General features: G+C 41.9%; 21 protein-coding genes, 1 tRNA gene and 1 pseudogene. 14 read left to right on the top strand and 9 right to left on the bottom strand.

Features of this window, described 5'->3' with window-relative positions:
- Positions 1-9: 9 nt before the first annotated feature.
- Positions 10-2,895, bottom strand: a complete 2,886-nt coding sequence (leuS, locus tag ABWO12_RS05495) for a leucine--tRNA ligase (protein ID WP_353087770.1) — start codon at positions 2,893-2,895, stop codon at positions 10-12.
- A gap of 171 nt (positions 2,896-3,066) precedes the next feature.
- On the opposite strand from leuS, the gene ABWO12_RS05490 reads away from it, so the two are divergent.
- The 4 genes from ABWO12_RS05490 to truB are packed head-to-tail and all read left to right on the top strand — an operon-like array spanning position 3,067 to position 5,748.
- Positions 3,067-3,942 carry a cell division protein FtsX gene (locus ABWO12_RS05490; RefSeq protein ID WP_353087769.1) on the top strand — a complete coding sequence of 292 codons (876 nt, stop codon included), beginning with the start codon at positions 3,067-3,069 and terminating at the stop codon, positions 3,940-3,942.
- Positions 3,943-3,956: 14 nt separating this feature from the next.
- Positions 3,957-4,199, top strand: coding sequence for a DUF3098 domain-containing protein (locus tag ABWO12_RS05485; RefSeq protein ID WP_353087768.1), 243 nt, complete (start codon positions 3,957-3,959; stop codon positions 4,197-4,199).
- Between the two features lie 29 nt (positions 4,200-4,228).
- Positions 4,229-5,041 (top strand): undecaprenyl-diphosphate phosphatase, encoded by an 813-nt coding sequence (locus ABWO12_RS05480; RefSeq protein ID WP_353087767.1) that lies wholly within the window; start codon positions 4,229-4,231, stop codon positions 5,039-5,041.
- Positions 5,038-5,748, top strand: a complete 711-nt coding sequence (gene truB, locus ABWO12_RS05475; protein ID WP_353087766.1) for a tRNA pseudouridine(55) synthase TruB — start codon at positions 5,038-5,040, stop codon at positions 5,746-5,748. Before ABWO12_RS05480 ends, truB begins: the two co-directional genes overlap by 4 nt.
- Before the next feature lie 11 nt (positions 5,749-5,759).
- On the opposite strand, the gene ABWO12_RS05470 is transcribed toward truB, so the two are convergent.
- The gene (locus tag ABWO12_RS05470) at positions 5,760-6,362 is read right to left on the bottom strand and encodes a thioredoxin family protein (RefSeq protein ID WP_353087765.1); all 603 of its coding nucleotides are present in this window, start codon (positions 6,360-6,362) and stop codon (positions 5,760-5,762) included.
- A 71-nt stretch (positions 6,363-6,433) separates the two neighbouring features.
- Between ABWO12_RS05470 and ABWO12_RS05465 the strand changes: the two genes are divergently transcribed.
- From ABWO12_RS05465 to ABWO12_RS05450, 4 genes are all read left to right on the top strand, one after another.
- The gene (locus ABWO12_RS05465; RefSeq protein WP_353087764.1) at positions 6,434-7,216 is read left to right on the top strand and encodes a patatin-like phospholipase family protein; all 783 of its coding nucleotides are present in this window, start codon (positions 6,434-6,436) and stop codon (positions 7,214-7,216) included.
- Between the two features lie 77 nt (positions 7,217-7,293).
- Positions 7,294-8,001 (top strand): UMP kinase, encoded by a 708-nt coding sequence (gene pyrH / locus ABWO12_RS05460; protein WP_073360840.1) that lies wholly within the window; start codon positions 7,294-7,296, stop codon positions 7,999-8,001.
- A gap of 15 nt (positions 8,002-8,016) precedes the next feature.
- Positions 8,017-8,580, top strand: a complete 564-nt coding sequence (gene frr / locus ABWO12_RS05455; protein WP_353087790.1) for a ribosome recycling factor — start codon at positions 8,017-8,019, stop codon at positions 8,578-8,580.
- A 95-nt stretch (positions 8,581-8,675) separates the two neighbouring features.
- Entirely contained in the window at positions 8,676-11,156 is a 2,481-nt protein-coding gene (locus tag ABWO12_RS05450; RefSeq protein WP_353087763.1) for a DUF5686 family protein, read from the top strand.
- Here the strand turns inward: ABWO12_RS05450 and ABWO12_RS05445 are convergent.
- Positions 11,145-13,418: a cation:proton antiporter domain-containing protein gene (locus tag ABWO12_RS05445; protein ID WP_353087762.1), complete on the bottom strand. Its 2,274-nt coding sequence runs from the start codon at positions 13,416-13,418 to the stop codon at positions 11,145-11,147. The two genes, ABWO12_RS05450 and ABWO12_RS05445, sit on opposite strands and share 12 nt — an antisense overlap.
- A gap of 187 nt (positions 13,419-13,605) precedes the next feature.
- On the opposite strand from ABWO12_RS05445, the gene ABWO12_RS05440 reads away from it, so the two are divergent.
- The 5 genes from ABWO12_RS05440 to ABWO12_RS05420 all read left to right on the top strand — a co-directional run bounded on the left by ABWO12_RS05440 (position 13,606) and on the right by ABWO12_RS05420 (position 20,106).
- Complete coding sequence (locus ABWO12_RS05440; protein WP_353087761.1) at positions 13,606-16,026, top strand: efflux RND transporter permease subunit; 2,421 nt, start codon at positions 13,606-13,608, stop codon at positions 16,024-16,026.
- A 36-nt stretch (positions 16,027-16,062) separates the two neighbouring features.
- Positions 16,063-17,496 (top strand): asparagine--tRNA ligase, encoded by a 1,434-nt coding sequence (gene asnS, locus ABWO12_RS05435; protein WP_353087760.1) that lies wholly within the window; start codon positions 16,063-16,065, stop codon positions 17,494-17,496.
- Between the two features lie 92 nt (positions 17,497-17,588).
- A complete protein-coding gene (locus tag ABWO12_RS05430) occupies positions 17,589-17,963 on the top strand; it encodes a GxxExxY protein (protein WP_353087759.1) in 375 nt (124 codons plus the stop codon).
- Positions 17,964-18,007: 44 nt separating this feature from the next.
- Positions 18,008-19,474 (top strand): RNA polymerase factor sigma-54, encoded by a 1,467-nt coding sequence (rpoN, locus tag ABWO12_RS05425; protein ID WP_353087758.1) that lies wholly within the window; start codon positions 18,008-18,010, stop codon positions 19,472-19,474.
- 26 nt (positions 19,475-19,500) lie between these two features.
- Positions 19,501-20,106, top strand: a complete 606-nt coding sequence (locus ABWO12_RS05420; RefSeq protein WP_353087757.1) for a threonine/serine exporter family protein — start codon at positions 19,501-19,503, stop codon at positions 20,104-20,106.
- Here the strand turns inward: ABWO12_RS05420 and ABWO12_RS05415 are convergent.
- The 5 genes from ABWO12_RS05415 to ABWO12_RS05395 all read right to left on the bottom strand — a co-directional run bounded on the left by ABWO12_RS05415 (position 20,101) and on the right by ABWO12_RS05395 (position 24,333).
- Positions 20,101-20,823, bottom strand: a complete 723-nt coding sequence (locus tag ABWO12_RS05415; RefSeq protein WP_353087756.1) for an outer membrane beta-barrel protein — start codon at positions 20,821-20,823, stop codon at positions 20,101-20,103. The two genes, ABWO12_RS05420 and ABWO12_RS05415, sit on opposite strands and share 6 nt — an antisense overlap.
- A gap of 386 nt (positions 20,824-21,209) precedes the next feature.
- Positions 21,210-21,296 (bottom strand) — tRNA-Ser (locus ABWO12_RS05410).
- Between the two features lie 47 nt (positions 21,297-21,343).
- Positions 21,344-22,372, bottom strand: a complete 1,029-nt coding sequence (locus ABWO12_RS05405) for an asparaginase (RefSeq protein WP_353087755.1) — start codon at positions 22,370-22,372, stop codon at positions 21,344-21,346.
- The gene (locus ABWO12_RS05400; RefSeq protein WP_353087754.1) at positions 22,356-23,498 is read right to left on the bottom strand and encodes a 1-acyl-sn-glycerol-3-phosphate acyltransferase; all 1,143 of its coding nucleotides are present in this window, start codon (positions 23,496-23,498) and stop codon (positions 22,356-22,358) included. Before ABWO12_RS05400 ends, ABWO12_RS05405 begins: the two co-directional genes overlap by 17 nt.
- Positions 23,499-23,562: 64 nt before the next feature.
- Positions 23,563-24,333 carry a TatD family hydrolase gene (locus ABWO12_RS05395; RefSeq protein ID WP_353087753.1) on the bottom strand — a complete coding sequence of 257 codons (771 nt, stop codon included), beginning with the start codon at positions 24,331-24,333 and terminating at the stop codon, positions 23,563-23,565.
- A gap of 77 nt (positions 24,334-24,410) precedes the next feature.
- Here ABWO12_RS05395 and ABWO12_RS05390 point away from each other — a divergent pair, with 77 nt between their 5' ends.
- Entirely contained in the window at positions 24,411-24,848 is a 438-nt protein-coding gene (locus tag ABWO12_RS05390) for a retropepsin-like aspartic protease (RefSeq protein ID WP_353087752.1), read from the top strand.
- On the opposite strand, the pseudogene ABWO12_RS05385 reads toward ABWO12_RS05390, so the two are convergent.
- Positions 24,845-26,065: pseudogene (locus ABWO12_RS05385) on the bottom strand (TCR/Tet family MFS transporter); the annotation flags it as partial. The gene ABWO12_RS05390 and the pseudogene ABWO12_RS05385 sit on opposite strands and share 4 nt — an antisense overlap.
- Positions 26,066-26,390 lie beyond the last annotated feature (325 nt).

The following is a 26,390-nucleotide window of genomic DNA, read 5'->3' as shown; positions in this document are numbered from 1 at the left end:
ATTTGTATTTTACCCCACTAAATTAATAATTTTACCTGGAACGATGATTACTTTGTTTGGTATTCGTCCTTGTAATTGATTTTGTGTTCTTTCATCAGCCATGACGATCGCTTCGATTTCGGCTACGGATAAATCCAACGGTAACTTGATCGTAAAACGCATTTTTCCATTGAAAGAAACCGGATATTCTTTCTCACTTTCCACCAAATATTTGGCTTCAAATTGTGGGAAAGCGACCGTGGCTATCGAACCCTTATGCCCCAATTGACTCCAAAGTTCTTCGGCAATATGAGGTGCATAAGGCGAAATCAACACCGCTAAAGGCTCGAGAATCGCACGGTGACGGCATTTTTGTTGCGCTAATTCGTTTACACAAATCATAAACTGCGACACTGACGTATTGAAGGAGAAGTTCTCGATATCTTCCGTTACTTTCTTGATCGTTTTATGTAAGGTTTTGTACATATCCGCGGTGGGTTCGTCATTTACTACAACCAAACCATTATCGTCAAAATACAAACGCCATAATTTTTTCAAAAACCCGTACACTCCCGTAATTCCGGCCGTATTCCAAGGTTTGGCTTGTTCCAGCGGCCCCAAGAACATTTCATACAAACGCAAGGTATCGGCGCCGTATTCGTTGCAAATGTCGTCGGGGTTGACCACATTGTATTTGGACTTGGACATTTTTTCCACTTCGCGACCTACGATGTATTTGCCATCTTCTAAGATAAATTCGGCATTCACATAATCGGAATATAACGGGTGCGCTTTAAATTTTTCAATATCCAATTCGTTCGTAATATCATTGATTACTGACAAATCGACGTGAATAGGGTGAACATTTAGTCCTGAAATTAATCCTTTAGAATATAATTTTTTTGAATCTTCAGAACGATACACAAACGCACTCATCCCCAAAATCATCCCTTGGTTGATCAACTTTTTGAACGGCTCTTCTGTAGGAGCGAAACCGCGGTCTTTCAAGAATTTGTTCCAAAAACGGGCATACAACAAGTGACCAGTGGCATGTTCGCTACCGCCAATGTACAAATCAACATTTTGCCAATACTGCAACGCGTTTTCAGAAGCAAACTCGGATTCGTTTTTCGCATCCATATAGCGCATCCAGTACCAAGACGAACCTGCCCAACCCGGCATGGTGTTCAATTCCAACGGAAAAACAGTTACGTGATCTATGAACTGATTACTAACCACTGCACACTGCATAGTATCCCAAGCCCAAACGCTCGCATTTCCTAAAGGCGGCTGACCGTCTTCGGTGGGTAAATATTTCTCCACTTCGGGCAATACGATGGGTAAATGTTGGGCGTCAATCATTTGCGGCAAGCCATTCACATAATATACTGGGAAAGGTTCGCCCCAATAGCGCTGACGCGAAAATACGGCATCGCGCAAACGGTAATTCACTTTGGCTTTACCCGCTCCGATTTTTTCTAATTCCTCAATAGCTTTTTGGGTACCCGCTTTGTAATCCAATCCGTTTAGGAAATCAGAATTTTTAAATTGAAATCCTTCTTTTTTTGAAAAGGCTTCCGTGGCGATACACTCGTCAGAAGCATCTATTCCCCCTTCGGGGGTTAGGGGGCTGAATATGTTTTTAATTTCGGGCATGCCCACCGTTCCTTTAAAATAATTGGCAAACGCATAATCGCGTTCGTCGCCACACGGAACCGCCATTACAGCTCCCGTTCCATACCCTGCCAACACATAATCGCCAATCCAAACCGGAATGGGTTCTTTGGTAAACGGATGTTCGGCATACGCTCCCGTAAACACGCCTGAAATGGTTTTCACATCGGCCATACGTTCGCGCTCGGAACGTTTCGCAGTAGCTTCGATATAGGCTTCTACCGCTGCTTTTTGTTCGGGCGTTGTAATTTGTGCCACCAATTCATGTTCGGGTGCCAAAGTCATAAACGTAACGCCGAAAATGGTATCGGGACGTGTTGTAAATACATCGATAGTTGCCGGTTGTTGGTTTTCGGTTGTCGGTATAAGTCGGAATGAAACTGAGGCGCCCACCGATTTTCCAATCCAATTGCGTTGGGATTCTTTTAACGACTCGGTCCAATCAATGGTTTCCAAGCCTTGCAACAAGCGCTCAGCGTAAGCCGAAATACGCATCGACCATTGGGTCATTTTTTTGCGAATCACCGGATGGCCACCCCGTTCTGAAACGCCATTCACAATTTCGTCATTCGCCAAAACGGTTCCTAGAGCCGGACACCAGTTCACTTCGGTTTCTGCCAAATAGGTGAGACGGTATTTCAACAACAAGCGTGCTTTTTCATCCTCAGAAAATCCGTTCCATTCGGTTGCTGAAAAACCAGGCACATCGTCATCACAGGCGACATTCACTGTTGCATTTCCTTCTTTTTCAAAAATTGCCACCAAATTGGCGATAGGCAACGCTTGATTCGCCTTGTAACAATAATAGGATTCAAACAACTGAATGAAAATCCATTGGGTCCATTTGTAATACTCTGGATTGGAGGTGCGCACTTCGCGGTCCCAATCGAAGGAGAATCCAATTTTATCCAATTGTTCACGGTAGCGCGCAATATTTTCACGGGTAGTTTTCTCCGGATGTTGTCCTGTTTGAATCGCATATTGCTCGGCAGGCAATCCAAACGAATCGTACCCTTGCGGATGCAACACATTGAATCCTTGGTGGCGTTTGTAGCGCGCCACTATATCAGAGGCGATATACCCCAGCGGGTGACCCACATGCAATCCGGCACCGGAAGGATACGGAAACATATCCAACACATAGTATTTGGGTTTTTCGGAAGAATTGGAGGCAGCAAACGTGTGGTTATCGGCCCAATATTTTTGCCATTTGGCTTCTATTTGTTCGTGAAAATATTTCATCGGTAAACGAAAAAAGGTTGTTGCATGAATCCGTAACAAGGGTTGGATGTTCAGGCATTAGTAAAAATTAGAGGCAAATTTACACCTTTCACACAAGAAGAGAAAACTTTGAGCGTTATTAAAGGAGTAAAATGATTTTCTTTTTTATTTTTACGGCATAAAACAAAAGCTATGGCCTCATCGTTTGATCAATATCAGAAACGCAGATTAATTTCTTCTTACTTTTCGGTCGTTTTGAGTGTTTTTTTGGTGTTGTTTCTATTGGGCGCTTTGGGACTTTTTATCCTGAACTCCAAGCGATTATCCGATAATTTCAAGGAAGATATTGTGATGACCGTTTTCTTCAAAAACGAAGCCAACGACACCGTATTCAAAGCATTTGAAAAGACGATTCAATCGGGAAAATACGCCAAAGATTTCAAATTCGTTTCCAAAGAAGCGGCCGCCAAAGCCCATAAAGAAGTGGTTGGGGAGGACTTTATGCAGTTTTTGGGGATGAATCCGTTGCAAAATTCCTACGACATTCACTTGAAAGCCGAATATGTGACCCACCCAGGGTTTACGACTATGGAGCGAACACTTCGTAAAAATCCATTTGTAGCCGATGTGGTCTATGATAAGCAGTTGGTTACTTTGGTGAATGATAACGTCAAAAACATCAGTTTCTGGGTTTTAATCGTTTCGGGCGTGTTCATGGTCATTTCCGTGTTATTGATCAACAGTTCGATGCGGCTGTCTATTCATGCCAATCGTTTTATCATCAAAACCATGCAAATGGTGGGAGCAACCAAGTCGTTTATCCGTAAGCCGTTTATCCTTCGCAGCATGTTGTTGGGATTCATCGGTGGGGTTTTGGCTATTATTGCGTTAATTTCCCTCTTATTATATATTGCTAATAACTTCCCAGGATTGGATATTTTCAATCAGTTGGAGCTCACCATTATAGTTTTGGTTGGCGTTTTGGGCATGGGAGTGTTAATTACATGGATTAGCACTTATTTTGCAACCCAACGTTTCTTAAATTTACGAACAGACGATTTATATTAATTCCTTACGGCCTTATGAGTGCACCTGAAAACAAACCGGATTTCCTTTTTAAAAAAGAAAACTACACCTTTTTAATCATCGGTTTAGCTGTTATCGCGTTGGGATTTATCCTTATGTCGGGCAGCAGCAACGACAATCCTGCCGAATGGAATGCCGATATTATGAGTTTTCGCCGTATTCGTTTGGCCCCAACGATAGTGCTCGCCGGTTTTGGAATTGTGATTTATTCCATTTTTCGTAAAGGAAAATTCGAATAAACTTCTTAGGGGAGACTTAACAATACACCATGGACTTACTTCAAGCGCTTCTCATTGCTATTGTAGAAGGATTGACCGAATATTTACCGGTTTCTTCTACGGCCCACATGATTTTTACGAGTGCTTTTTTTGGCATTCAAAACGATGATTTTGTAAAACTCTTTCAAGTAGCCATTCAATTTGGCGCCATCTTGGCCGTAGTTGTGTTGTATTGGCGGAAGTTTTTTGATTTCAAAAGAATCGGTTTTTACCTCAAATTGGCTGTCGCTGTAATTCCAGCCTTGGTGTTGGGAAAATTATTTGACGATAAAATTGAAGCGGTATTGGGCGATCCTATTCCCATTGCTATTGTTTTGATTGTTGGTGGAATTGTTTTGCTTTTTGTAGACACCCGTTTTCAAAATCCAACGGTTACTTCTGAGGAAGAAATCACTTATAAAAAAGGATTTTTTATTGGCCTCTGGCAGTGTTTGGCGATGATGCCAGGCACGAGTCGGTCGGCCGCTTCTATCATTGGCGGAATGCAACAAGGACTCACAAGAGCGGCGGCGGCTGAGTTTTCTTTTTTCTTGGCTGTTCCAACGATGCTAGCCGTGACAACCTATTCGATTTTTTTAAAAACTTACGAGAATACGGGGCTGAAAGGCTATGAATTGCTGACGCAAAATAGCGAACATCTCAAATTGTTTTTAATCGGAAATGCCGTTGCTTTTGTAGTAGCGATTCTTGCGATTAAATTCTTCATCGGCATCATCAAAAAATATGGCTTCAAACCCTGGGGCTACTACCGAATCATCGCTGGAACCGCATTATTATTATACTTTACGTTGGTAAAACCATGAGTTGGACGGCTGAAACATTTAAAGATGGACAAGTACTACTGATTGATAAACCGCTCACGTGGAGTTCTTTTCAAGCGGTCAACAAACTGAAGTATGCCTTAAAACGACGTTATCAATTTTCAAAAACCTTTAAAATTGGACATGCGGGAACATTGGATCCTTTAGCAACGGGTTTGCTCATCATTTGTACCGGGAAATTCACTAAAAAAATTCCAGAAATTCAAGATCAAACCAAAGAATACACGGGAACAATTACGGTAGGTGCAACCACACCTTCTTATGATTTAGAGACCGAAATCGATGCTACTTTTCCCATTGATCATATTACAGAAGATTTGATTCGAGCAACAGCTCAAACCTTTGAAGGCGAAATCATGCAAAAACCGCCTGTTTTTTCGGCGATAAAAAAAGACGGCAAACGGTTGTATGAACATGCACGAGCAGGTGAAGAAGTTGAAATTGAAGCGCGAAAAACCACTATATACGAATTTGAAATAACCCGAATCACCTTACCCGAAATTGATTTTCGGGTTACTTGCAGCAAAGGGACGTACATTCGTTCTTTGGCTTATGATTTCGGAAAAGCAATGCAATCAGGTGGGCATTTAACGGTCTTACGCCGCACTAAAATTGGCGATTATTCGGTTGAAGAAGCTCTCACCCCCGAGGACTTTGTTGTACTACTATCAAAAAAGGAGTCCGAATGAACTCCTTTGTCTTATACTTTAACGGGTTGCAATAAAGCTACCACCTCGTTTTGAATACTAACCCCTTTGTCTTGCAGATACCATTTTTGCAGTGCTGCTTTGGCTTCATCGTCGACTACGCCGTGTGCTGCTTTATAGGCTACAATCAGTTCTTTGGCTCCTTGAGGTCGGGGTCCAAAATCACCAATGACTTCACCAGAAACTTTATCTACAATAATTAATTTGGGAATAGAACGGGTTCCGTTGGTTAAAAATAAATCCATTAAGGCAGGATGTTCATCGCGAAGCACCACATGCATCTCAATTTTTGGAGTATGAGACGCCATTTTGTCCAAAACAGGAAGTACTTGAGCCGCATCGCCACACCACGTTTCCGCCAAAACAATCCAGAGTAACTCGTTTTGCAAATGGTCAAAGAAATGACTGACCTCGGGCGTTAAAGTGATCGTTTTATCCAAACGGTGCATACGCGCTTCGTTCAAATGGGTGTAATGAACATAGGCTTCCGTTTGCTCCCCCGTTGTTTTCCCTTCTTGAGCATAGGCTTGCATTAAGTTGCGATACGCGGCATAGGAGTAACTATTTTGTAAACTGTCTTGAATAATTGTATTCATGGGTTTAGTGACTTGTTTGGGCAAAGGTAATGCATTTCGTATATTTGGTTAATAACCTAAATTACACGCCTATGAAAACCCTAACTTCCCAACGTATTGGATATGTTTTGTCTGGTGGTGGCACCAAAGGTTTGGCCCATGCAGGAGCCCTTCATTTTTTGGAAAAACAGGGTCTAAAGCCCGCAATTATTTCAGGTACCAGTGCGGGTTCGATTGTAGGTTCCTTGTATGCTTGGGGGAAAAGTCCCGTTGAAATCTTGGAGTTTTTTCAATCGATTTACTTTTTTCATTGGACTCATTTTACCATAAAAAAACCGGGGCTAATCGACTCAGATTCGTTCAAAAAATATTTTGATCAAATATTTGGGAAAGCAACCATTGGCGATTTCCCATTGCCAATGTATATTACCGCTACCGATATGGTGCAAGGAAAGCTATGCGTTTTTGAGGCAGATGTCCCCATCAGCGATGCTATTTTGGCCTCATCGGCATTTCCAGGGGTTATTTCACCGCATGTTATTGAAGGAAATATTTACAGTGATGGCGGCATTTTAAATCATTTTCCTGCCGACTTGATTGCCGACGCTTGTGATTATATTATTGGCATTTATGTGAGTCCGATTGAAAAAATTCAAGCCGACCAATTGCGATCGATTAAAGCGGTTACCAGCAGGGCCTTTGATTTGCTCTATGCGCACACCCATTTGCAAAAATTTAGCAATTGCGATTTGATTATCGAACCGGAAGCGCTGTGCAATTATAGCACCTTTGAAACCAATAAACATAAAATGGAGGAAATTTTCCAAATTGGGTACGATGAAGCCCAAAAACGATATCAGGAGGTCTTGGGATAATTTTTTTCAGGGCACTTTTACAACATTAGAATATCGCTATATTTGCATTGCAAAAAAGAAAAAAGCAAAACCTTCCTATGAAATATAACCGAATTCTCTTGAAATTAAGCGGTGAGGCGTTGATGGGTGACCGTCAATACGGCATTGACCCGAAACGTTTGGCCGAATATGCCGACGAAATTAAACAAGTCCATGACCAAGGCGTACAGATTGCTATTGTGATTGGTGGCGGTAATATTTTCAGAGGAGTGGCAGGGGCTAGCAACGGTATGGACCGTGTACAAGGCGATTATATGGGCATGTTGGCTACGGTAATTAACGGAATGGCATTGCAAGGCGCTTTGGAAGATAAAGGCATGCAAACCCGTTTGCAAACGGCCTTGAAAATTGAATCGATTGCCGAACCTTATATCAAACGTCGAGCTGTGCGTCACTTAGAAAAAGGGCGCATTGTGATTTTTGGTGCGGGTACTGGAAACCCCTATTTCACCACCGATACGGCAGCCGTTCTTCGCGGTGTGGAGGTAGGTGCAGATGTCATTCTCAAAGGAACTAGAGTCGATGGCGTATACACCGCCGATCCCGAAAAAGATAAAAATGCCGTAAAATTTGATTTTATTTCCTTCGAAGAAGTGCTTCAAAAAGGCCTCAATGTAATGGATACCACGGCTTTTACGTTAAGTCAAGAAAACCAATTACCGATTGTAGTTTTTGACATGAACAAAGCGGGCAACTTATTGAAGATTTGCCAAGGCGAAACCATAGGAACTGTTGTAACTATCTAACTTTGTTAATATTGAATTATGGAAGATATTGAATTGATTTTGGAAGAAGCAAAAGATGCGATGAATGCTTCGGTAGCACACCTTGAAAAATCGTTTTTAAACATCCGTGCCGGCAAGGCCTCCCCACAAATGTTGGGTAGTGTATTTGTGGATTATTACGGGTCGATGACACCGCTTTCCCAAGTTTCCAATGTCAATGTACCCGATGCGCGCACCTTGACGATTCAACCTTACGAAAAAAGTATGTTGACGCCCATTGAAAAAGCCATCATGAGTGCCAACCTTGGTTTTAATCCGATGAACAATGGAGATGTAATCATCATCAGTGTGCCACCACTTACGGAAGAACGTCGTCGTGATTTGGTAAAACAAGCCAAACACGAAGCGGAAGAAGCAAAAATCGGGATTCGCAATCACCGAAAAGATGCCAATACTGAAATCAAGAAATTGGAAAAGGACGGCGTTTCGGAAGATTTGTGTAAAAAAGCAGAAGATGATGTGCAAAAATTAACCGACAATTTTATCAAAAAAATTGAAGAACATCTCGCGGTGAAAGAAGCTGAAATTATGAAAGTATAACGAACCGATACGTTCGTACTATAAAATCCGTTATCCTTACTGTTAACGGATTTTTTTATTCCTACTTTTGTACCCATCAAACTAAACAAACGTCCATGAAAAACAGTTGGATTTTCGGGTTGCTTTGGCTAACCCAAATCCTGAGTGCGCAAAAAACAATGCAGGGACAAGTCATCGATTACGATACGACCATCCCGATTGCTTTTGCGATGGTATCCTACCAAAACCAAACGGTGTACACCAATTGGGAAGGTCGTTTTTCATTGGTCATTGACGAAGAAACCAAGCCGATTCAGGTAAGTTATAAAGGCTACCACGACAAAAATCATTACCTCAGCGTGGGTGCTCCCTTTATTTTGATTAAAATGATTTCCGACCAATCGCAAAAATCGGCTGAAATTTATACCGACAACGAAACCAATGCCATCCTAAAAAAAGTCATCGAAAACCGCGCAAAAAATCAGCCGGAAAAGGTTCTTCAAACCTACGAATACAAAAACTATGAAACCCTTTTGGTGACGGCTAATCCCGATTCTATTTCTACCAAAATTGATACTATTTACAAACCCCGCTGGTTTGGTAAACCCAAAATGGTTTTGGACTCTTCCAACTACAAGTTCAAAAAATTGGTCGAAAAACAGCATTTGTACCAAACCGAAAAAGTTAATTTAATTCAGTTCAACAATTACGGCACAAAAGAAACCGTGCTTGCCTCGCGTATGGCAGGCTTCAAAAAACCGCTGTACGAGTACTTGGGGTTGAACTTGATTTCGTATTCGTTGTACGATCGGTATTTGGACATTTTGGAGGTTACCGTTCAGAATCCGATATCTTCCTATGGGCGTAAAATGTTTGTTTTTAAAATGGTTGACACCCTCACGATTCAAGGCCGAACGGTTTACCGCATTTATTTTCAACCCAAAAAATTAAATTCCAATAAGTTACGCGGATTGTTGTATATCGACGCCGAAAATTTTGCGATTGCTAAAGCCTTTTTTCGGGTGTATGGCATGGTCAATATCAATGCTACCTATACCTTCAACTGGCTCCCAAAACATAACATTTGGTTTCCAGAAAAACGAAAATTGCTGGTGGTTAAGGGAAATAACTCCGAGAATTTAAAATTGTTTGGCGGTACGATCATGTTCAATTCCAGCATTGAAGGATTGGAACAAAATGCCTCCGATCGGATGTACTTGAAATTGGAATCCAAACCGTTTGATGTAAAAATCAATCAAAATGTGGTAACGCGTCAACCCGCGATTCGAATTGATGTCCCCGAATCCAGCATGAGCAAACCCGATGGCTACTGGCGAATCATGCAACGGGACACCCTTGACCGACGAAAAATGCCCACCTATATCAATATTGACAGTTTGGCTGCCGCCGAAAAAATTGAGCATAAAATTTTTCTTGGGCGTAAAATTTTTAACGGATATTTGCCTTTGGGAAAATTTGATATGGACCTTCGTAGTGTTTTAAAATACAACAATTATGAAGGCTTCCGACTTGGTTTTGGGGGAACTACCAACACCCGTTTTTCTGAAAAATATAAAATTGGAGCGTATGTCGCCCACGGTTTAAAAGACGATGCTTTCAAATACCATATCGCACCTTCGCTGTTATTGGACGCCGAGACCAACAGCTGGGCCTCCCTATCGTATACCGATGATGTGGCTGAAATCGGTCAAATTCAATTTGTCACCGAAAGCCGACGTTTTCGTATTTACGACCCGCGTCCCATCAATATTTCCACCTTTTACAATCACAAAACTGCATCAGCCTACTGGGAAAGCAAATACATTCCAAAAACCGATCTTTATGCCGGAATCAGCCGCAGTGCTATCGCTCCCCGTTTTGAATACCAATACCAACAAGGCGATCGATTGTTGAGTGAGTACACCTTAACAACCTTGCAAATGGCAGTGCAATGGAATCCGTTTAGCTCGTATATGCAAACGTCAACCGGGCGTTTGGAAATCAACAAAAGGTATCCCAAATTTACCCTGCAATTGACCCAAGCCTTCGATCAATTGTTGGGTGCTGATTTTCAGTTTTCAAAAATAGATTTTCGCATCAATCACGAAATCAAGTATTTATCTGGACAAGAAACCGGATTTATCATACAGAGTGGTTTGGTATTTGGCGAAGCGCCGCTAACCCATTTGTACAGTATTGCCCCCAATAACCTCAACCGCGATGCATTGTTAAAACGAATTACTATTGCGGGGAAAAACAGTTTTGAAACCATGTTTTTCAATGAATTTTTCTCCAGTCGATACATTAGTTTTCAAGCCCGTCACACGTTTAACAAAGTAAAAATTGCGTACCGTATCAAACCCGAAATTTCGGTGGTCACCCGCATGGCTTTTGGTACCATGGAAAATCGAGAACGCCATTTAGGATTTACCTACAAAACGTTGGAGGAAGGTTATTTTGAAAGTGGTGTCGAAGTGAACCAACTCTTTAAAGGCTTTGGAATTACCTTTTTTACCCGGTATGGCCCGTATGGTTTAGCTAAATTTGAAGACAACCTTTCGTTGAAAGTGAGTTACAACCTCGATTTAGGGTTTTAAAATCAAAACCGAAGGCACGGTACTCAACCACAAAGACTGGGCATCGACGAGCTGTTTCCAACTTTCCAAACTCACCATCATCAAATCTTGTTTGGCCATTAATCCTGCTTTCATCTCGTCTTCACGGATGACCGTAACTTTGTCAGCACCGTAGGATTGTTGCAGCGCTGCAATAGCTTTTTCTAAAACAAAATTGGACTTCACATGATTGTTGACATCCAAAAAGGTAACTGTGGCTTGGCTGTTATAAATTAGTTTTTGGGTATAATCCAAAAGAAAAACGTCTTCGGGAGTTACAATGGGAACAAATACATCATCGACGTTTGAAAGGTCTTTATCCACCAAGATTCCTAACGGCTTTTTACTTTTGGAAATGATAAAAAGCGTTCGGTCATCAAAGGGTGAATTTTCAAACAACCCTTCTTTTCCCGTAAACTTATCCAGCAAGCGATCGGGATTGATGATTCGAGTGGTAAATCCCAGCACTTTCCCTAACAATGAACCTTCAAAAATGGATTTCCCAAGTCCGATTAATACCAAATCAAAATTCCCTTCGTTGGCAATTTCGGCAATATCGGTTTCGATGTCCACCGTCGATTTGAGCACGGGTGTAACTTCTTGATTCAATGCTTTGGATTCGGCCAAAATGGGGGCGAAAGTTTCTTGCTCGTATTCTTCAAGGTTATAGGAGTGAATTTCATCACTTAGGGATAAATGGAGGGCGGTGACTTGCGAATGGTCATTTTGCTTTTTCACAAAACTGTGCGCGAGACGAAGTAGGGATTTCCCTTTTTCATTATTCCCAAAAGAAATTAGGATTTTAAATTTCCCTTCGGAAACAATTTCTTGAGGGAGAATAGCCGCTTTTCGTTTAAAAATAAAATTGATAATATCGATGGCCGGTCCTGTCATAAAAGTAGTTACCAACGCCATAATCACCATCATGGTAAAGATTTCGGGCGACAAAACCCCCAAGTCAAAACCGATATTTAGCACCACCAATTCCATCAACCCGCGCGTGTTCATCAGGGCACCAATGGTAAGACTATCGCGCCAATTTTGGCCCACAAATCGCGCCGCCAAAGCTGATCCGACGAACTTACCGGCTACGGCCACCAAGATGATATAGCCCGTTATTTTCAACAACTCCGGATCGCTTATGAGTCCGATCTGCGTTCGTAACCCCGTAAAAACAAAGAAGAGCGGTAGGAGTAAAATCAAAGCCACATCCTCCACTTTTTCAATAAAAATATTTCGAAATTTGGTACTATCGGGCATGATAGCTCCTGTCATAAAAGCTCCAAAAAGCGCATGAATTCCAATCACCTCGGTCAAATACGATGAAATGATGAGGGTAAGCAGAAAAATTGCCACAATTGGCTTGCTTAATTCATTGCGGTTGGCATACAAATCGCCGACTTTTTTCAAAAAGGGTTTCACCACAAATAGCATCATCAATACATAGAGTGTGGCACATCCAATCACGTACAACGAACTCATAAAAGTTCCCGCTTTGACAATAGCAATTACGGCGGCTAACAAACACCAAGCCGTGATATCATCGGCAGCAGCACAAGTAATCACAATGGTTCCGAGGCGGGTTTTGTGAATGCCGCGTTCTTGTACGATACGGGCTAAAACCGGAAAAGCAGTAATGCTCATGGCAATTCCCATAAACAAACTGAACGCCAAAAACTCCACCCCCGCTGGCGCAAACCGGTGGTAAATGAAATAGGAAAGTCCGATCCCCAACGCAAACGGAAACACAATACTGGCGTGACTAATCACCACGGCGTCGTTGGCCTTATTTTTCAACACTTTCAAATCGAGTTCCATCCCGATAACAAACATGAAAAGGATCAAGCCAATTTGACTCAAAAACTGAAGATTTCCCAGAGATTCCACAGGAAAGAGCATTGCTGAATACTCGGGCAAATACATCCCCACAACGGAGGGCCCAAGAAAAATTCCTGCGATGATTTCCCCAATTACCGTAGGCTGTCCAATTTTTCGGAAAATCCAACCAAAAAAACGGGCGACAATGACGATGGTGATGATTTGCAACAATAAAATTGCCAGAGGGTGTTTTAGATTGTGAATAATCGCATCCAAAAACTGATTGAAAAAAGTGTCTTGAGAGGCATTGGAAATGATTCTTCGGCCAATTTCCAATTGTTTCCCTTGGGTAATAATCCAAAACATTAGAGCGGTAAATCCACCTGTTACACCTAAATAAAACAATGCGTTTTTAAGATTTTTCATAAGGGCAAACTTGTTGTGTCACTTGGATAACAAAAGTAGGTTAATTTCTTGAAGTTTGTTTTCCTTAAGGTTGCGATTCTTTTTCAAAAAATAAAAAAAGGAACCGCTTTTTTTACAGGAAAAGATTCTGTCCTTCTCCGTTTGTTTTCAACGCTTTTCACTACCTTTGCACACCTTTTTTGCGGCTATGAAAAAATTACTCGGCATTGGATTTTGGGAAATAATTGCTCGCATCATCCTGAGAAACCGTTTGGGATTTATTTTTGGGATTGTCTTATTGACGGTCGGATTGGCTATGCAGTGGAAATACATTCGATTTTCCAATACCGAGGCCAACTTGATTCCAGCAACCGACCAGGTTAATTTGGACTATAACCAATTTCTCAAGGTTTTTGGTGAAGAAGGAAATGTAATTGTCATCGGTTCAAAAGACCCTAAATTGTTTACGCCCAAGGTTTTTGAAGCCTATACGACTTTGATGGCGAATTTGGCGAAAGACCCCGAAATCGGACTTGTACTTTCGTTGGAGAACCTTAAAGTCCTTCGCAAAAATGATTCCTTGGCCCAATTTGAGTTGGCCCCTTTTGTGAATAAAGCCCAGCTAAAAGACGAAGCGTACTTGAAACAAGCCCGTGCCGAATTGACGCAGCGTTTGCCTTTTTACGAAGGATTATTGTACAGCAAAGACAAAAGTACACTGCGATCGGTGGTGTATATGAAAAAGGAATTGGTCAACACCAAAGCGCGTAAAGACTATATCCTCGGCCGTTTTTCGGATAAAATTAATCAGTTTGAACAAGCCACGGGTGTCGATCTTCGGGTATCGGGAATGCCTTACATTCGCTCGTACAATTCGAAAACCATCACCGACGAAATTGGACTGTTCATTGGAGCGGCATTGTTGATTACGTCATTGATTTTCTTCTTCTTCTTCCGTTCATTTCGGGCAACGTTAATCTCTATGATCATAGTGATTATTGGGGTTATGTGGTCCTTTGGGATTATGGGGGCAATGGGGTACGAAATCACGGTGCTCACAGCGCTGGTACCTACCTTGATGATTGTGATTGGGATTCCCAATTGTATTTTTTTCATCAACAAATACCATCAAGAATATTACAAACACGCCAACAAAGCCAAGGCATTGCAACGGGTAATCACCAAAACGGGAACCGCCACTTTGATGACCAATATTACGACGGCGGTCGGTTTTGCCACGTTTATTGCCACCAACAATGTGCTCTTACAAGAGTTTGGTGTGCTTACAACGATCAACATTATTGCGGTGTATGTGCTGAGTTTGTTGCTGATTCCTATTTTCTTTAGTTACATCCCAGCGCCTATTCCGAGGCATTTGGGGCACTTAGAACGCGAATACCTCACCGGTTTTTTTGTGTGGATCGTCAATACCGTCAAGTACAACCGACTGAGTGTTTACATGGTTTCTATTATCCTTTTGATTTTTGGCATTATCGGGATTTATGAAATCAAAATTTCGGGAAGTATCATCGAAGACATGCCCAAGAAAACAGCCTTCTTTGAGGATATTCGTTTTTTTGAAAAAGAATTTGACGGGGTGATGCCGCTGGAAATTATGATAGACACCAAACGGAAAAACGGTGCCTTGCGTTCTTCCAATCTCCGTCGTTTGGAAGAGTTGGAAAAAACGCTCACCGACATCCCTGATTTGTCCAAACCGCTTTCAATTGTCAGTGTAGCCAAATATGCTAAGCAAGCCTATTACAACGGAAATCCTGATTATTTTCAGTTGCCCACCGCACAGGAGGAGCCTTTCATAGCCACTTATATCAAAAATACCGCCAAAGGGAAAAATGAAAATCTCTTTAAAAGTTACTTGAGTGACGACAAATCGATTGCGCGCATAACCACCTTTATCAAGGACGAAACGGGTGAAAAAATGCCTGGAATCGAACAGCAGATTCGTCAAAAAACCGACAAACTTTTCCCCAAAGAGCGCTATAATGTGGTGATTACAGGACGCGCCTCAGTCTTTCAAAAAGGAACTAACTACCTTTTGGACAACCTTTTATCATCTTTATTATTTGCCTTTTTCCTCACCGGAGGATTGGTGGCGATAATGTTCCGTTCGTTCAAAATGGTGTTGGTAGCCATCATTCCGAATCTTCTTCCTTTATTGATGACGGCAGGGTTAATGGGCTTTTTGGGCATTCCGTTGAAGCCTTCTACGTTGTTGGTGTTTGGTATAGCCTTCGGAATGTCGGTTGATGACACCTTACGCTTTTTGGCACAATACCGATTGGAACTGTCACGTAACGATTGGAAAATTAAAAAATCAGTATTTGCAACTTTTGATGATGCTGGAATCAGTATGTTTTACACCTCGATTGTCCTGTTTTTTGGGTTTTCGGTTTTCATGCTCTCAGGTTTCGGAGGCACCGTAGCCCTCGGTGGATTGGTTGCCATTACACTTTGTTTTGGAATGTTGTCCAATTTGGTGCTGCTGCCCTCTTTGGTGTTATCGTTGAACAAAACCTTGGCCAACGAGCAAGAGTTTATCGAACCGACCATTGACATTTTGGAACATACCGATGAAGAATTGGATGCCCTCGAAGAAAAAAAGAATTAAAGTATATTTGTCCTACTCGAAAATCAAGAAATAATCATGAAATATTCAAAGATTAAGGCCTTATTAGAAAGTGAAAAAGGCGGCATAGAAGTGGCCACTCGTGGTTGGGTGAGAACCTTTCGCAACAAACAATTCATTGCTTTGAACGACGGTTCGACGATACACAATATTCAATGTGTGGTTGATTTTGAAAATACGCCTGAAGCTACTTTGAAACGCATTACTACCTCAGCAGCTTTGGACATCCAAGGTATATTAGTAGAAAGCCAAGGCTCGGGACAGAAATACGAAATCCAAGTTACTAAATTGGAAGTTTTAGGCGATTCGGATGCGGAGAAATATCCGATACAACCTAAAAAACATTCCCTTGAGTTTTTACGTGAAAATGCCCACTTACGCGTACGCACCAACACCTTTAGTGCCGTAATGCGTGTGCGCTCGGTATTGGCGTATGCGGTACACAAATATTTCAATGAAAAAGGATTTTTCTACTTCAATGCTCCCATAATTACGGGAAGTGATGCCGAAGGTGCGGGTGAAATGTTCCGAGTATCGGCTTTACCCTTTGATGGCACACCACGAACAGAAGACGGTAAAGTGAATTTTAAAGAAGATTTCTTTGGTCGTGAAACCAACCTTACCGTTTCGGGTCAATTAGAAGCGGAAACCTATGCGATGGCTTTGGGTCAGGTCTATACCTTTGGTCCGACGTTCCGTGCGGAGAATTCAAATACCTCACGTCACTTGGCAGAATTTTGGATGATCGAACCCGAAGTTGCCTTCAACGATTTGAACGACAATATGGATTTGGCCGAAGATTTCATTCGTTATGTGATTAAATATACGATGGAAAACTGTGCGGATGACTTGAAATTCTTGGAGCAACGTTTGATCGATGAAGAGAAAAACAAACCCCAAGCAGAACGCAGTGAAATGGCTTTGTTGGAGAAATTGAACTTTGTATTGGAAAATAATTTCATTCGAATTTCGTATACCGAGGCGATAGATATTTTGAAAAATTCGAAACCCAACAAAAACAAGAAGTTTCAATATATCATTGAAGAATGGGGATCCGATTTGCAAAGTGAACACGAACGTTTTTTGGTAGAAAAACACTTCAAATCGCCAGTGATTTTGTTTGATTATCCCGCCAAAATAAAAGCGTTCTACATGCGTTTGAATGAAGACGGACAAACGGTGCGTGCCATGGACATTTTATTCCCAGGTATTGGTGAAATCGTAGGTGGATCACAGCGGGAAGAACGATTGGATGTCTTGGTAGAAAAAATGAACGCGTTGGGCATTCCCGAAGAAGAATTGTGGTGGTATTTGGATACCCGCCGATTCGGAACCGCTATCCACTCGGGCTTCGGCTTAGGCTTTGAGCGTTTGGTCTTGTTTGTAACGGGGATGACAAACATCCGCGACGTGATTCCATTCCCAAGAACTCCACAAAACGCCGAGTTTTAAGTCGTAAGCCAGAAGTATATTGGCCACTAAGACATAAAGACACCAACAAAAATTCAGAAAAATGTATAACGCCTTGAAAATGAATACTAGCCATGGAAGATTTAGAAAAAATCGCAAAAGATGTAGTTCACTGTGCCTATCAAATCCATAAACAATTAGGTCCAGGACTATTAGAAAAAGTATATGAAATATGTCTTCAATTTGAATTGAAAAACTGTGGTTATGATGTAAAAAGACAAACAAAAGTTTCTATCAATTACAAAGGAATTGAATTTACGGAAAGCTTACGCTTAGATTTATTAGTGAATGATTCGATTATAATTGAAGTTAAAGCGGTTGAAATTGCAAACCCAGTTTGGGATGCGCAAATCATCAGTCATTTGAAATTAACCAATAAAAAAATTGGTTTTTTGATTAATTTTAATGTGCCGATTATCAAACAAGGAATTAAGCGATTTGTAAATTAAAATACCTTATTGTCTTCGTGACTTTGTGGCAAAAACTAAATTAGATGTTAAAACAAAACCTTCAATTTAAACTCTCACAAAAACTGTCCCCGCAGCAGATTCAGTTGATGAAACTGATTCAGTTGCCGACCCAAGCTTTTGAACAACGTTTAAAAGAAGAGTTAGTAGAAAATCCGGCCCTAGAAGGGAGCACGGATCAGGAGGAATTGTATGAAAAAGAGGAGTTTGATTCGCAAGACGATTACGATGAATACGACGGAAATGAGTCGATTGAAGCCGACGATATAAATATCGATGAATACCTTAGTGACGATGAAATTCCCGACTATAAATTGGCTGCCAATAACTACAGTGACGACGATGACGATCGCGAATCTCCCTTGGCGGCTGCGGTTAGTTTTCACCAAGATTTACTGAATCAATTGCAAACCTTTATTTTAAATGATACCGAAATGGAGGTAGCCGAGTTTGTGGTGGGTTCGATTGACGACGATGGGTACCTTCGCCGAAGTATTCAGGATATGGTCGACGATATGGCTTTTACGCAAGGGATTTACACCGATGAAAAAACAGTAGAGCGAATCCTTAAATCTATCATTCACGAGTTGGAACCCTCAGGTGTAGGTGCGCGTGATTTACAAGAATGTTTGTTATTGCAGTTGAAACATAAAACCCCTACGGAATCAATTGCTTTGGCCACACGCATCATCGACGAGCAGTTTGACGCATTCACCAAAAAACATTACGAAAAGTTACTCACAAAATACAGTATCAGTCAGGATCAGTTAAAAAAAGTCATTTCCGAAATTGAGAAATTAAATCCCAAACCAGGAGGAAGCTTTTCAGGTAGCCGAGTTACTGAAAATATTGTGCCCGACTTTATGATTCGCGTGGTCGATGGTGAACTCGAATTGACCTTAAACGGTCGAAATGCCCCCACGCTTCATGTTTCCCGCGACTATCAAGAAATGTTGCAAACATACAAGGATTCCCGAGATAAATCCGCGGCACAAAAAGACGCCGTGCAGTTCATCAAACAAAAATTGGATTCGGCCAAATGGTTTATTGATGCCATAAAACAGCGGCAAGAAACCTTATTTGTTACGATGAATGCGATCATGCATTTTCAATACGATTACTTTTTGGAAGGCGATGAATTGAAAATCAAACCCATGATTTTGAAAGATATTGCCGATATGGTGGGCTTGGATATTTCTACCGTTTCGCGTGTGGCCAACAGCAAATATGTAGAAACACCGTACGGAACCAAATTGATCAAAGAATTCTTTTCAGAGGCCATGAAAAACGACCAAGGAGAAGATGTTTCTACTTTGGAAATCAAAAAAATTCTGAAAACCGTCATCGAAGATGAGGACAAAAGCAAACCCTTACCCGATGATCAATTGGCTGAAATATTAAAAGAAAAAGGCTACCCTATTGCCCGTCGTACCATTGCCAAATACCGGGAACAATTGGATATTCCTGTGGCCCGTATGCGAAAAAAAATTTAGGGTAACTACCTAATGAAAAACAACTTGTGAAAAAAATTCTCCCTTTTTTTTCCTACCTCTTCCACCCCATTTTCATTCCGCTTTTGGGATGCCTAGTTTATATTGCTTTTAGCGAACGTTTTTATTCGCAAGAGCAGTACTTTTTATTGTTGTTTCAGGTAGTCATTATTACCTTTTTCTTACCGCTATCGTTCTTTTATCTATTGCGCACCTTTGGGAAAGTAGATTCTATTATGATGTCGGAGGTACAGCAACGAAAAATCCCTTTGGTAATGCAAATGGTTTTGACCTATATTTTGATCCACAAAAGCATTACGATAGAGCGCTTCCCCGAACTTTACTTTTTCTTTTTGGGCGGATTTGTAAGTACTTTTATTATATTTATCTTGTTGTACATTCGATTCAAGGCAAGCATACACATGGTCGCGATTAGTGCGCTGACTTTTTTTGTGATCGGACTCAGTGTCCATTTTCAAATCAATATCATGTATACGATTGCGAGTCTATTTTTACTCACGGGACTGATTGCATCCTCACGTTTGTATATGAAAGCGCATACCAGTTTGGAGCTAATGGTCGGATATGCCAGTGGAATTATCCCACAAGTGGTGTTTTGGTATGCGTGGTTATAGGATGTAAAATTGTAGTCCGATATTCAAATTTCGCAAATTCATAGGCGCACCATTGACTTCCGCATTTTTATACAAGGCATTTAGGCCATAGTAAATGTATAAATTCCAAGTATTCCACCCTGCAGTTAAGTAACAGCCGTACAAAAGTTTGTTTAAGTCTGGATTATTGCGAAAGGTAACCGATTGTAAGTCGTTTTGAAAACGATACGTGTCGGCGAGGAGGTAACTCACTTTAAAGCCGGTATAAATACGCCAAAACTTGTGACTACTCAACGTTGAAGCCCGCCAACGAAATTCCAAAGGCACTTCAATAAAATGTTGTGTAAGGCGATTGCGTTGAAAAAAAGTATCCCCAGAAATCAGCTCATAAGTATAGGCCGTTCCATTTGCCGTGGGGTTTGGATACTGGTACAAATTGTGATTATACACGGCCAAGCTATACCCTAAGCCCAAAGCAACGGCATAGGTTCGCGCTTTATTGATAGGCATATCCCGTAAAAACCCAATTCCGATTCCTGGGGAGAATTTTTTTTGGGAAAGTCCGTCCAAATTTCCAGCGGTGTTGTAGGTAAAGGTAAAATAAAACTGATCTTCGCGATACAACGAATCTACCACCTTGATTTCAGGTTCAAGCGGTTGCTCCTCTTGCGCTTCTAGCGAAAAGGGCAATAGGAATCCGAAAATCCCCCAACATAAATACGTCCAAAACTTTTTCAAGGCGTTGCCATTAGTATGTACAAAACTACACAAAAAATTAGCAAGCCCACGATGGATTGTGTGTAATTAAACGATGTGAAATAACTTTATACTAATGTAAATTGAAATGCATACAATTAAAAACCCAATCTACTTAGACTAAATTTACAGATTGAATCCCTTCCACTCAACAACCCAAGGGCAGCGCTACGCACTATGCCCTTTTTGTATCCAAAAACCCTTCAAAAACGGGATTACTCACGTGATCCCCAATGTGGATTCCGGCACAACCCAAGGGCAGCGCTACGCACTGTGCCCCTTTTTGTATCCAAAAAACCCTTCAAAAGCAGAGCTTTTGGGGTTTTTTGGATACAAAAAGGGCAGGCCACCGGCCTGCCCATGTCTTGCAGAGAGGAAGGGATTCGAACCCTCGATGCAGTTACCCACATACAAACTTTCCAGGCTTGCTCCTTCAACCACTCGGACACCTCTCTAATTTGGATTGCAAATTTGATGTATTTTTCGCAATAATCAAAATGTTTTACGAAATCATTTCGCCCCGCAAAGGGGTTTCAAATATGGTCTTAAAGACCTTGAGAGCTACCTGTTGTCCTAGTAAATACATAAGTTTAGTAACGGCTGCCTCGGTGGTTATATCTTTTCCTGAAATGACCCCAATTTGCTTCAACTGCGTACTTGTTTCATACTGTCCCATGTTTACACTTCCCCCCGAACATTGCGTCACATTCACAATCGGGAGTCCTTGTTGAATCGCTTTCTCTAAAATGGAAATAAACCACTCCTCAGTAGGAGCATTCCCCGATCCGTAGGTTTCTAGAATCAGCCCATGCAAGTTGGGGATGGCCACAACAGCTTCTAAAACCTCCGCAGTAATGCCTGGAAACATTTTTAAAACCACTACATGAACATCCATCATTTTATGAACAGCCAATCCTTTATTGTTGGGCGGTAACAATGCAGCAGTATTCACATTCAAATGCACTCCCGATTCCGCTAGAGCTGGATAATTGGGCGATGTAAAAGCATTAAAATGTTCGGCATTGATTTTGGTCGTGCGATTTCCACGGTATAACTTGTATTCAAAATACAAACAAACCTCCTGAATTACGGGCTTCCCCTTTTGCTGTAACGAAGCAATTTGTATGGCAGTAATTAAATTTTCCTTTGCATCGGTACGCAAGTCGCCAATCGGTAACTGCGACCCTGTAAATACCACGGGCTTAGCTAAATTTTCGAGCATAAAACTCAAGGCCGAAGCCGAATACGACATGGTATCAGAGCCGTGTAAAACGACAAATCCATCGTAAGCATCGTAATGGGATTCAATAAGCGTTGCAATTTCTTCCCAACGTTGGGGGTTCATATTGGAGGAGTCTATCGGACGAGAAAATGAAACCGTATCGATATGGCAATCCAATTGCTTGATCTCGGGGATTTTTTGCAGCAACTTGGCAAAATTGAAGGCTTTGAGGGCACCGGTTTTGAAATCTTTCATCATTCCAATGGTGCCCCCCGTGTAGACCAATAGTATATTAGGCTTGACTTGCATGACGGTATTTCAATTGATTGATTACCGGATTGGCATACATTGCCAAAAATCCTTCACGCATTACTTCATTGTTGCCATCAATACGCATTTCCAAACGCCGTTCAAAAAGCGATTTCTCAGCTTCGGTATACTCAGCGGCATAAGTATTGGTGTGGTGCAATAAATCGTAAGCAATATAATTCGTTGGCCACAGCTTATACGATTGTAAAATGGAATCGTCAATCACTTGCGCCAAGGCTTGAATTTGTTTGTTGGTATTGTCGTTTTCCGCTTGAATCTGAACCAATTCGGTGTCTAAAATTTTTCCCACATGCAAATGAATACGCTTCTTTTGACCAATGATGCCACTCAATAACGTGATAAAATCTTCATTTTTTTCTTTGATATAAATCTCTTCACGCGCTTCCGCCATCAATTGAGGCATCTTCAACGCATCGGTAGGATCGTATTCGTAAGAAATGGAAACGGGAACAATCTTTATCTTTTTAAAATAATCCAAGACATTCTTCTCATCCGACCCCATCGCCAACATCTTCAATACGCCACTGTGGGTAGCATCATTGCCATCTTTGGTGCGACCTTCGCGTTGGGCTATCCACACCGAACGATTTTCGCGGAGTAACAATTGTGCAATGTACTCGGACATCAGTTTGGAACTTTCCAACAACTCTCTTGGTGGTAATCCACGTTGTACCATAAAATTTCGGTTTAACTTGGACAAAGTTTTTAAAAAATCTTTCTTGACCAAATTATCCCCAATGGCGGATGCCGTCATCACCAACCCGTGATCAAAAAGGCACACGTTTAAAATAGAGGTGTCCAAAATAATATCACGGTGATTGGAAATAAACAAATACGAAGTATTGGGCTCCAATGCTTCAAACCCAGAAGTTGACAAGCCGTCTGAACTTTTCTCCAACACTTTTTGAACCGCTTGATAGGCAAAATTGATTTGGAAATCACGAATGGAATGGGTGCGCATCAATTGGGCTTTCCAAACCTCTTCATCCACGTGCGGATAGGCAAAATTCATCAACGCTTTCATCATCGGATGGTTGGCCACCGCCTGAAGCGCCGCATTGACTTCCGCATCGTAAAACGGACGAATGGCATCGAACTTTTGCATGGGTTTTTGTTTGATTAGGATAACAAAAGAACAAAAAAATAATGACTTTTCGGTCAAATGAGTGTTATATTCCGAACACGTTTTGTGCGTTTTTGGTCGTTATTTCTGCGATTTCTGTTAGGGTAACGCCATAAATCTCGGCTAATTTTTGAGCCACCAACACGGTATAACTACTCTCATTCCGTTTGCCTCGATACGGCACAGGAGCCAAATACGGGGCATCGGTTTCCAATACAAGATGTTCGAGGTCTATTTGATTCAAAAACTGATCGATCTTGCCATTTTTAAACGTCACCACACCACCAATGCCCAACTTCATGCCCAACCCAATCGCGCGTTGGGCCTGTTCAAAATCGCCTGTGAAACAATGAAAAATTCCAAATAATTCTGGAGACCGTTCGCTTTCTAACACCGCAAACACTTCCTCAAAAGCCTCGCGACAATGAATGTTTATGGGCAATTTCATCGCTTTCGCCCATCGAATTTGCTGCCGAAAAGCCTCCTGTTGAATGGCCAAGGTCGTTTTATCCCAATACAAGTCAATACCGATTTCCCCCACCGCACAGTACTTTTGGGTTTCAAGCTGTTGCAACACCCACGCCAATTCCCGCTCATACGTTTCCGGTTTAACATAACAAGGGTGCAAGCCCATCATCAAAAAAACATGGTCGGGGTATTGCGCCTGTAAATCCCACATTTTTTGGGTATAGGAAGCATCGATAGAGGGCACAAACAAACGACGCACTCCCGACTCCAAGGCACGATGCATCATGGCGTCTCGGTCGTTTCCAAATTCTTCCGAATACAAATGGGTATGGGTATCAGTGAATAGCATGGCCAAAATTTTGCGGCAAAGGTACAAAGGAAAGCGAATCCTAAGCGAGTATTCCGAGATATTCCTACCTTTGACCTATGAATCAAATTCCCGACATTTTACACCAACATGGCTACAAATCCATTCCCTTTCGCGTCACCAAAACGCAACATTTGGTCCTCCATGCAAAAATCAATGGCGTTCGTGGACGGTTCATTTTAGATACCGGCGCCAGCAACAGTTGCCTGGGTTTTGAAGGCGTCGAAAAATTTCATATACAAACCCAACACTCCTCAACCAAAGCCGCAGGGGCTGGAGCAACAGGGCTTCATACCGAACAATCAGTGCGCAACGTGCTGCAACTTGGCCGATGGAAAAACCGTTATTTTCCGCTCATTGTTTTGGACTTAACACATGTAAACACCGCCCTGCAACACTATAAGGTCAAACCCGTTGATGGCATTATTGGTGCCGATGTATTGCTGGAAGGTCAAGCCCTCATCGATTACAACCTGAAGCAATTGTTCTTACGTTAAGCCTTTTTGCGTAAAGTCATAAACGAGATAATGGTACTCACCAACATCAAAACGCCTCCTAACACAAAAGGAGCTCCCGCAAATTGAAACGGGGCTTGGTCGTGGGTAAAAAAGTAAAATAAAGACGTCATTAACGGCGGCCCTACAATAGCCGAAGCGCTCATCAAACTCGAAAGGGTGCCTTGAATTTCCCCTTGTTCATTGGCAGGTACTTTTCCCGAAATCACCGACTGCATCGCCGGACCTGAAATTCCGCCCAAACAATAGGGAATCAAAAAGACAAATAGCATCCAGCCTTCCGTGGCAAAAGCAAACAAAAACATCCCAATCGTATACAACGCGTTGCCTACATAAATACTTTTCTCATTGCCAAGCTTAGGGTTAATCCAGCGAATCAATCCGCCTTGCACCAAACCCACTAAGAGTCCGATAACCCCCAACGAAATTCCAATCATCCGCTCTTGCCACCCAAACTTATACATGGTAAAAAAGCTCCAATTGCTGTGCACCGCATGGGAGGCAACATACAATAGAAAAATGGAAACCACCAACGGAATCAATACGGGATACTTGCGTAAATTCAGAAAAGCGCCAATCGGATTCGCGCGTTTCAAACTAAAATTTCGTCGGTTCTCTGGCGCTAGCGATTCGGGCAATATAAAGAAGCCGTATAAAAAGTTCAACAAACACAACACCGCTGCGGCATAAAACGGCACCCGCGCACCATATTGACCCAACAAACCGCCCAATACGGGACCGATGATAAAGCCCAATCCAAAAGCCGCCCCAATCATACCAAAATTTTTCGCGCGATTCTCAGGCGTACTCACATCGGCAATATAGGCCGAGGCCGTGGTAATACTCGCACCCGTTAAACCCGCAATGATGCGCCCAATAAACAACCACGTAATCGTAGGCGCAAAAGCCAACAACAGGTAATCCATCGAAAACGCCAAAAGCGAGAGCAAAATAATCGGGCGTCGTCCAAATTTGTCGCTTAAATTTCCTACCAATGGCGCGCACACAAACTGGGTAATGGCATAGGCAAACGTTAGCCAACCCCCAATTTTAGAAGCTTCACTCACATCGCCATGAATCAATTCTTGAATGAGTTTCGGGATCACCGGAATAATTATTCCCCACCCCGTAATATCGATAAGCATCGTGATAAAAATGAATCCGATGGCTGCTGACTTGCTTTTTTGCATCATTCTGTTGGTTTGGGCGTGTCCCCGCCATTGACTATTTTTTTCTTATCAATCCACGGGGCGGGGTCGCGCTATCCGCAGTATCAGCCTTCCTTTTGTCCGGCAGGATACTTGCTCCTATCGCTCACGTAGCTGCAAAGAAAAGAAATTCTCTGCGATAAATTGCCGTTGCCTGTAAGTTGCTTTCCCCAAAGAATCAACACCAAAAAAAATCCCAAACCTTTTGGGTTTGGGATTTTTACATATAGAGGCGCCTCATCCGAGGACGGTAGAAACCCTATAGCTCTAAAGCCTTCTTAGGGTTATTATTCATCAAAATCTCTACTGGATTTTC

Origin of the sequence: Flavobacterium sp., from assembly GCF_040379285.1 — a bacterium.
Classification (GTDB): Bacteria; Bacteroidota; Bacteroidia; order Flavobacteriales; family Flavobacteriaceae; genus Flavobacterium.
The sequence above is the reverse complement of the archived record's forward strand: the minus strand, read 5'-3'. Positions and strand labels throughout refer to the sequence as shown.

Coding starts and splice junctions, on each gene's coding strand:
- ABWO12_RS05465 (WP_353087764.1), top strand. CDS start 6,434: ATGAAAACCCTAACTTCCCAACGTATTGGATATGTTTTGTCTGGTGGT.
- rpoN (WP_353087758.1), top strand. CDS start 18,008: ATGTTAAAACAAAACCTTCAATTTAAACTCTCACAAAAACTGTCCCCG.
- ABWO12_RS05395 (WP_353087753.1), bottom strand. CDS start 24,333: ATGCTATTCACTGATACCCATACCCATTTGTATTCGGAAGAATTTGGA.
- ABWO12_RS05440 (WP_353087761.1), top strand. CDS start 13,606: ATGAAAAAATTACTCGGCATTGGATTTTGGGAAATAATTGCTCGCATC.
- ABWO12_RS05470 (WP_353087765.1), bottom strand. CDS start 6,362: ATGAATACAATTATTCAAGACAGTTTACAAAATAGTTACTCCTATGCC.
- ABWO12_RS05445 (WP_353087762.1), bottom strand. CDS start 13,418: ATGAAAAATCTTAAAAACGCATTGTTTTATTTAGGTGTAACAGGTGGA.
- pyrH (WP_073360840.1), top strand. CDS start 7,294: ATGAAATATAACCGAATTCTCTTGAAATTAAGCGGTGAGGCGTTGATG.
- asnS (WP_353087760.1), top strand. CDS start 16,063: ATGAAATATTCAAAGATTAAGGCCTTATTAGAAAGTGAAAAAGGCGGC.
- leuS (WP_353087770.1), bottom strand. CDS start 2,895: ATGAAATATTTTCACGAACAAATAGAAGCCAAATGGCAAAAATATTGG.
- ABWO12_RS05450 (WP_353087763.1), top strand. CDS start 8,676: ATGAAAAACAGTTGGATTTTCGGGTTGCTTTGGCTAACCCAAATCCTG.
- ABWO12_RS05490 (WP_353087769.1), top strand. CDS start 3,067: ATGGCCTCATCGTTTGATCAATATCAGAAACGCAGATTAATTTCTTCT.
- ABWO12_RS05480 (WP_353087767.1), top strand. CDS start 4,229: ATGGACTTACTTCAAGCGCTTCTCATTGCTATTGTAGAAGGATTGACC.
- ABWO12_RS05405 (WP_353087755.1), bottom strand. CDS start 22,372: ATGCAAGTCAAGCCTAATATACTATTGGTCTACACGGGGGGCACCATT.
- ABWO12_RS05400 (WP_353087754.1), bottom strand. CDS start 23,498: ATGCAAAAGTTCGATGCCATTCGTCCGTTTTACGATGCGGAAGTCAAT.
- ABWO12_RS05485 (WP_353087768.1), top strand. CDS start 3,957: ATGAGTGCACCTGAAAACAAACCGGATTTCCTTTTTAAAAAAGAAAAC.
- ABWO12_RS05430 (WP_353087759.1), top strand. CDS start 17,589: ATGGAAGATTTAGAAAAAATCGCAAAAGATGTAGTTCACTGTGCCTAT.
- truB (WP_353087766.1), top strand. CDS start 5,038: ATGAGTTGGACGGCTGAAACATTTAAAGATGGACAAGTACTACTGATT.
- ABWO12_RS05390 (WP_353087752.1), top strand. CDS start 24,411: ATGAATCAAATTCCCGACATTTTACACCAACATGGCTACAAATCCATT.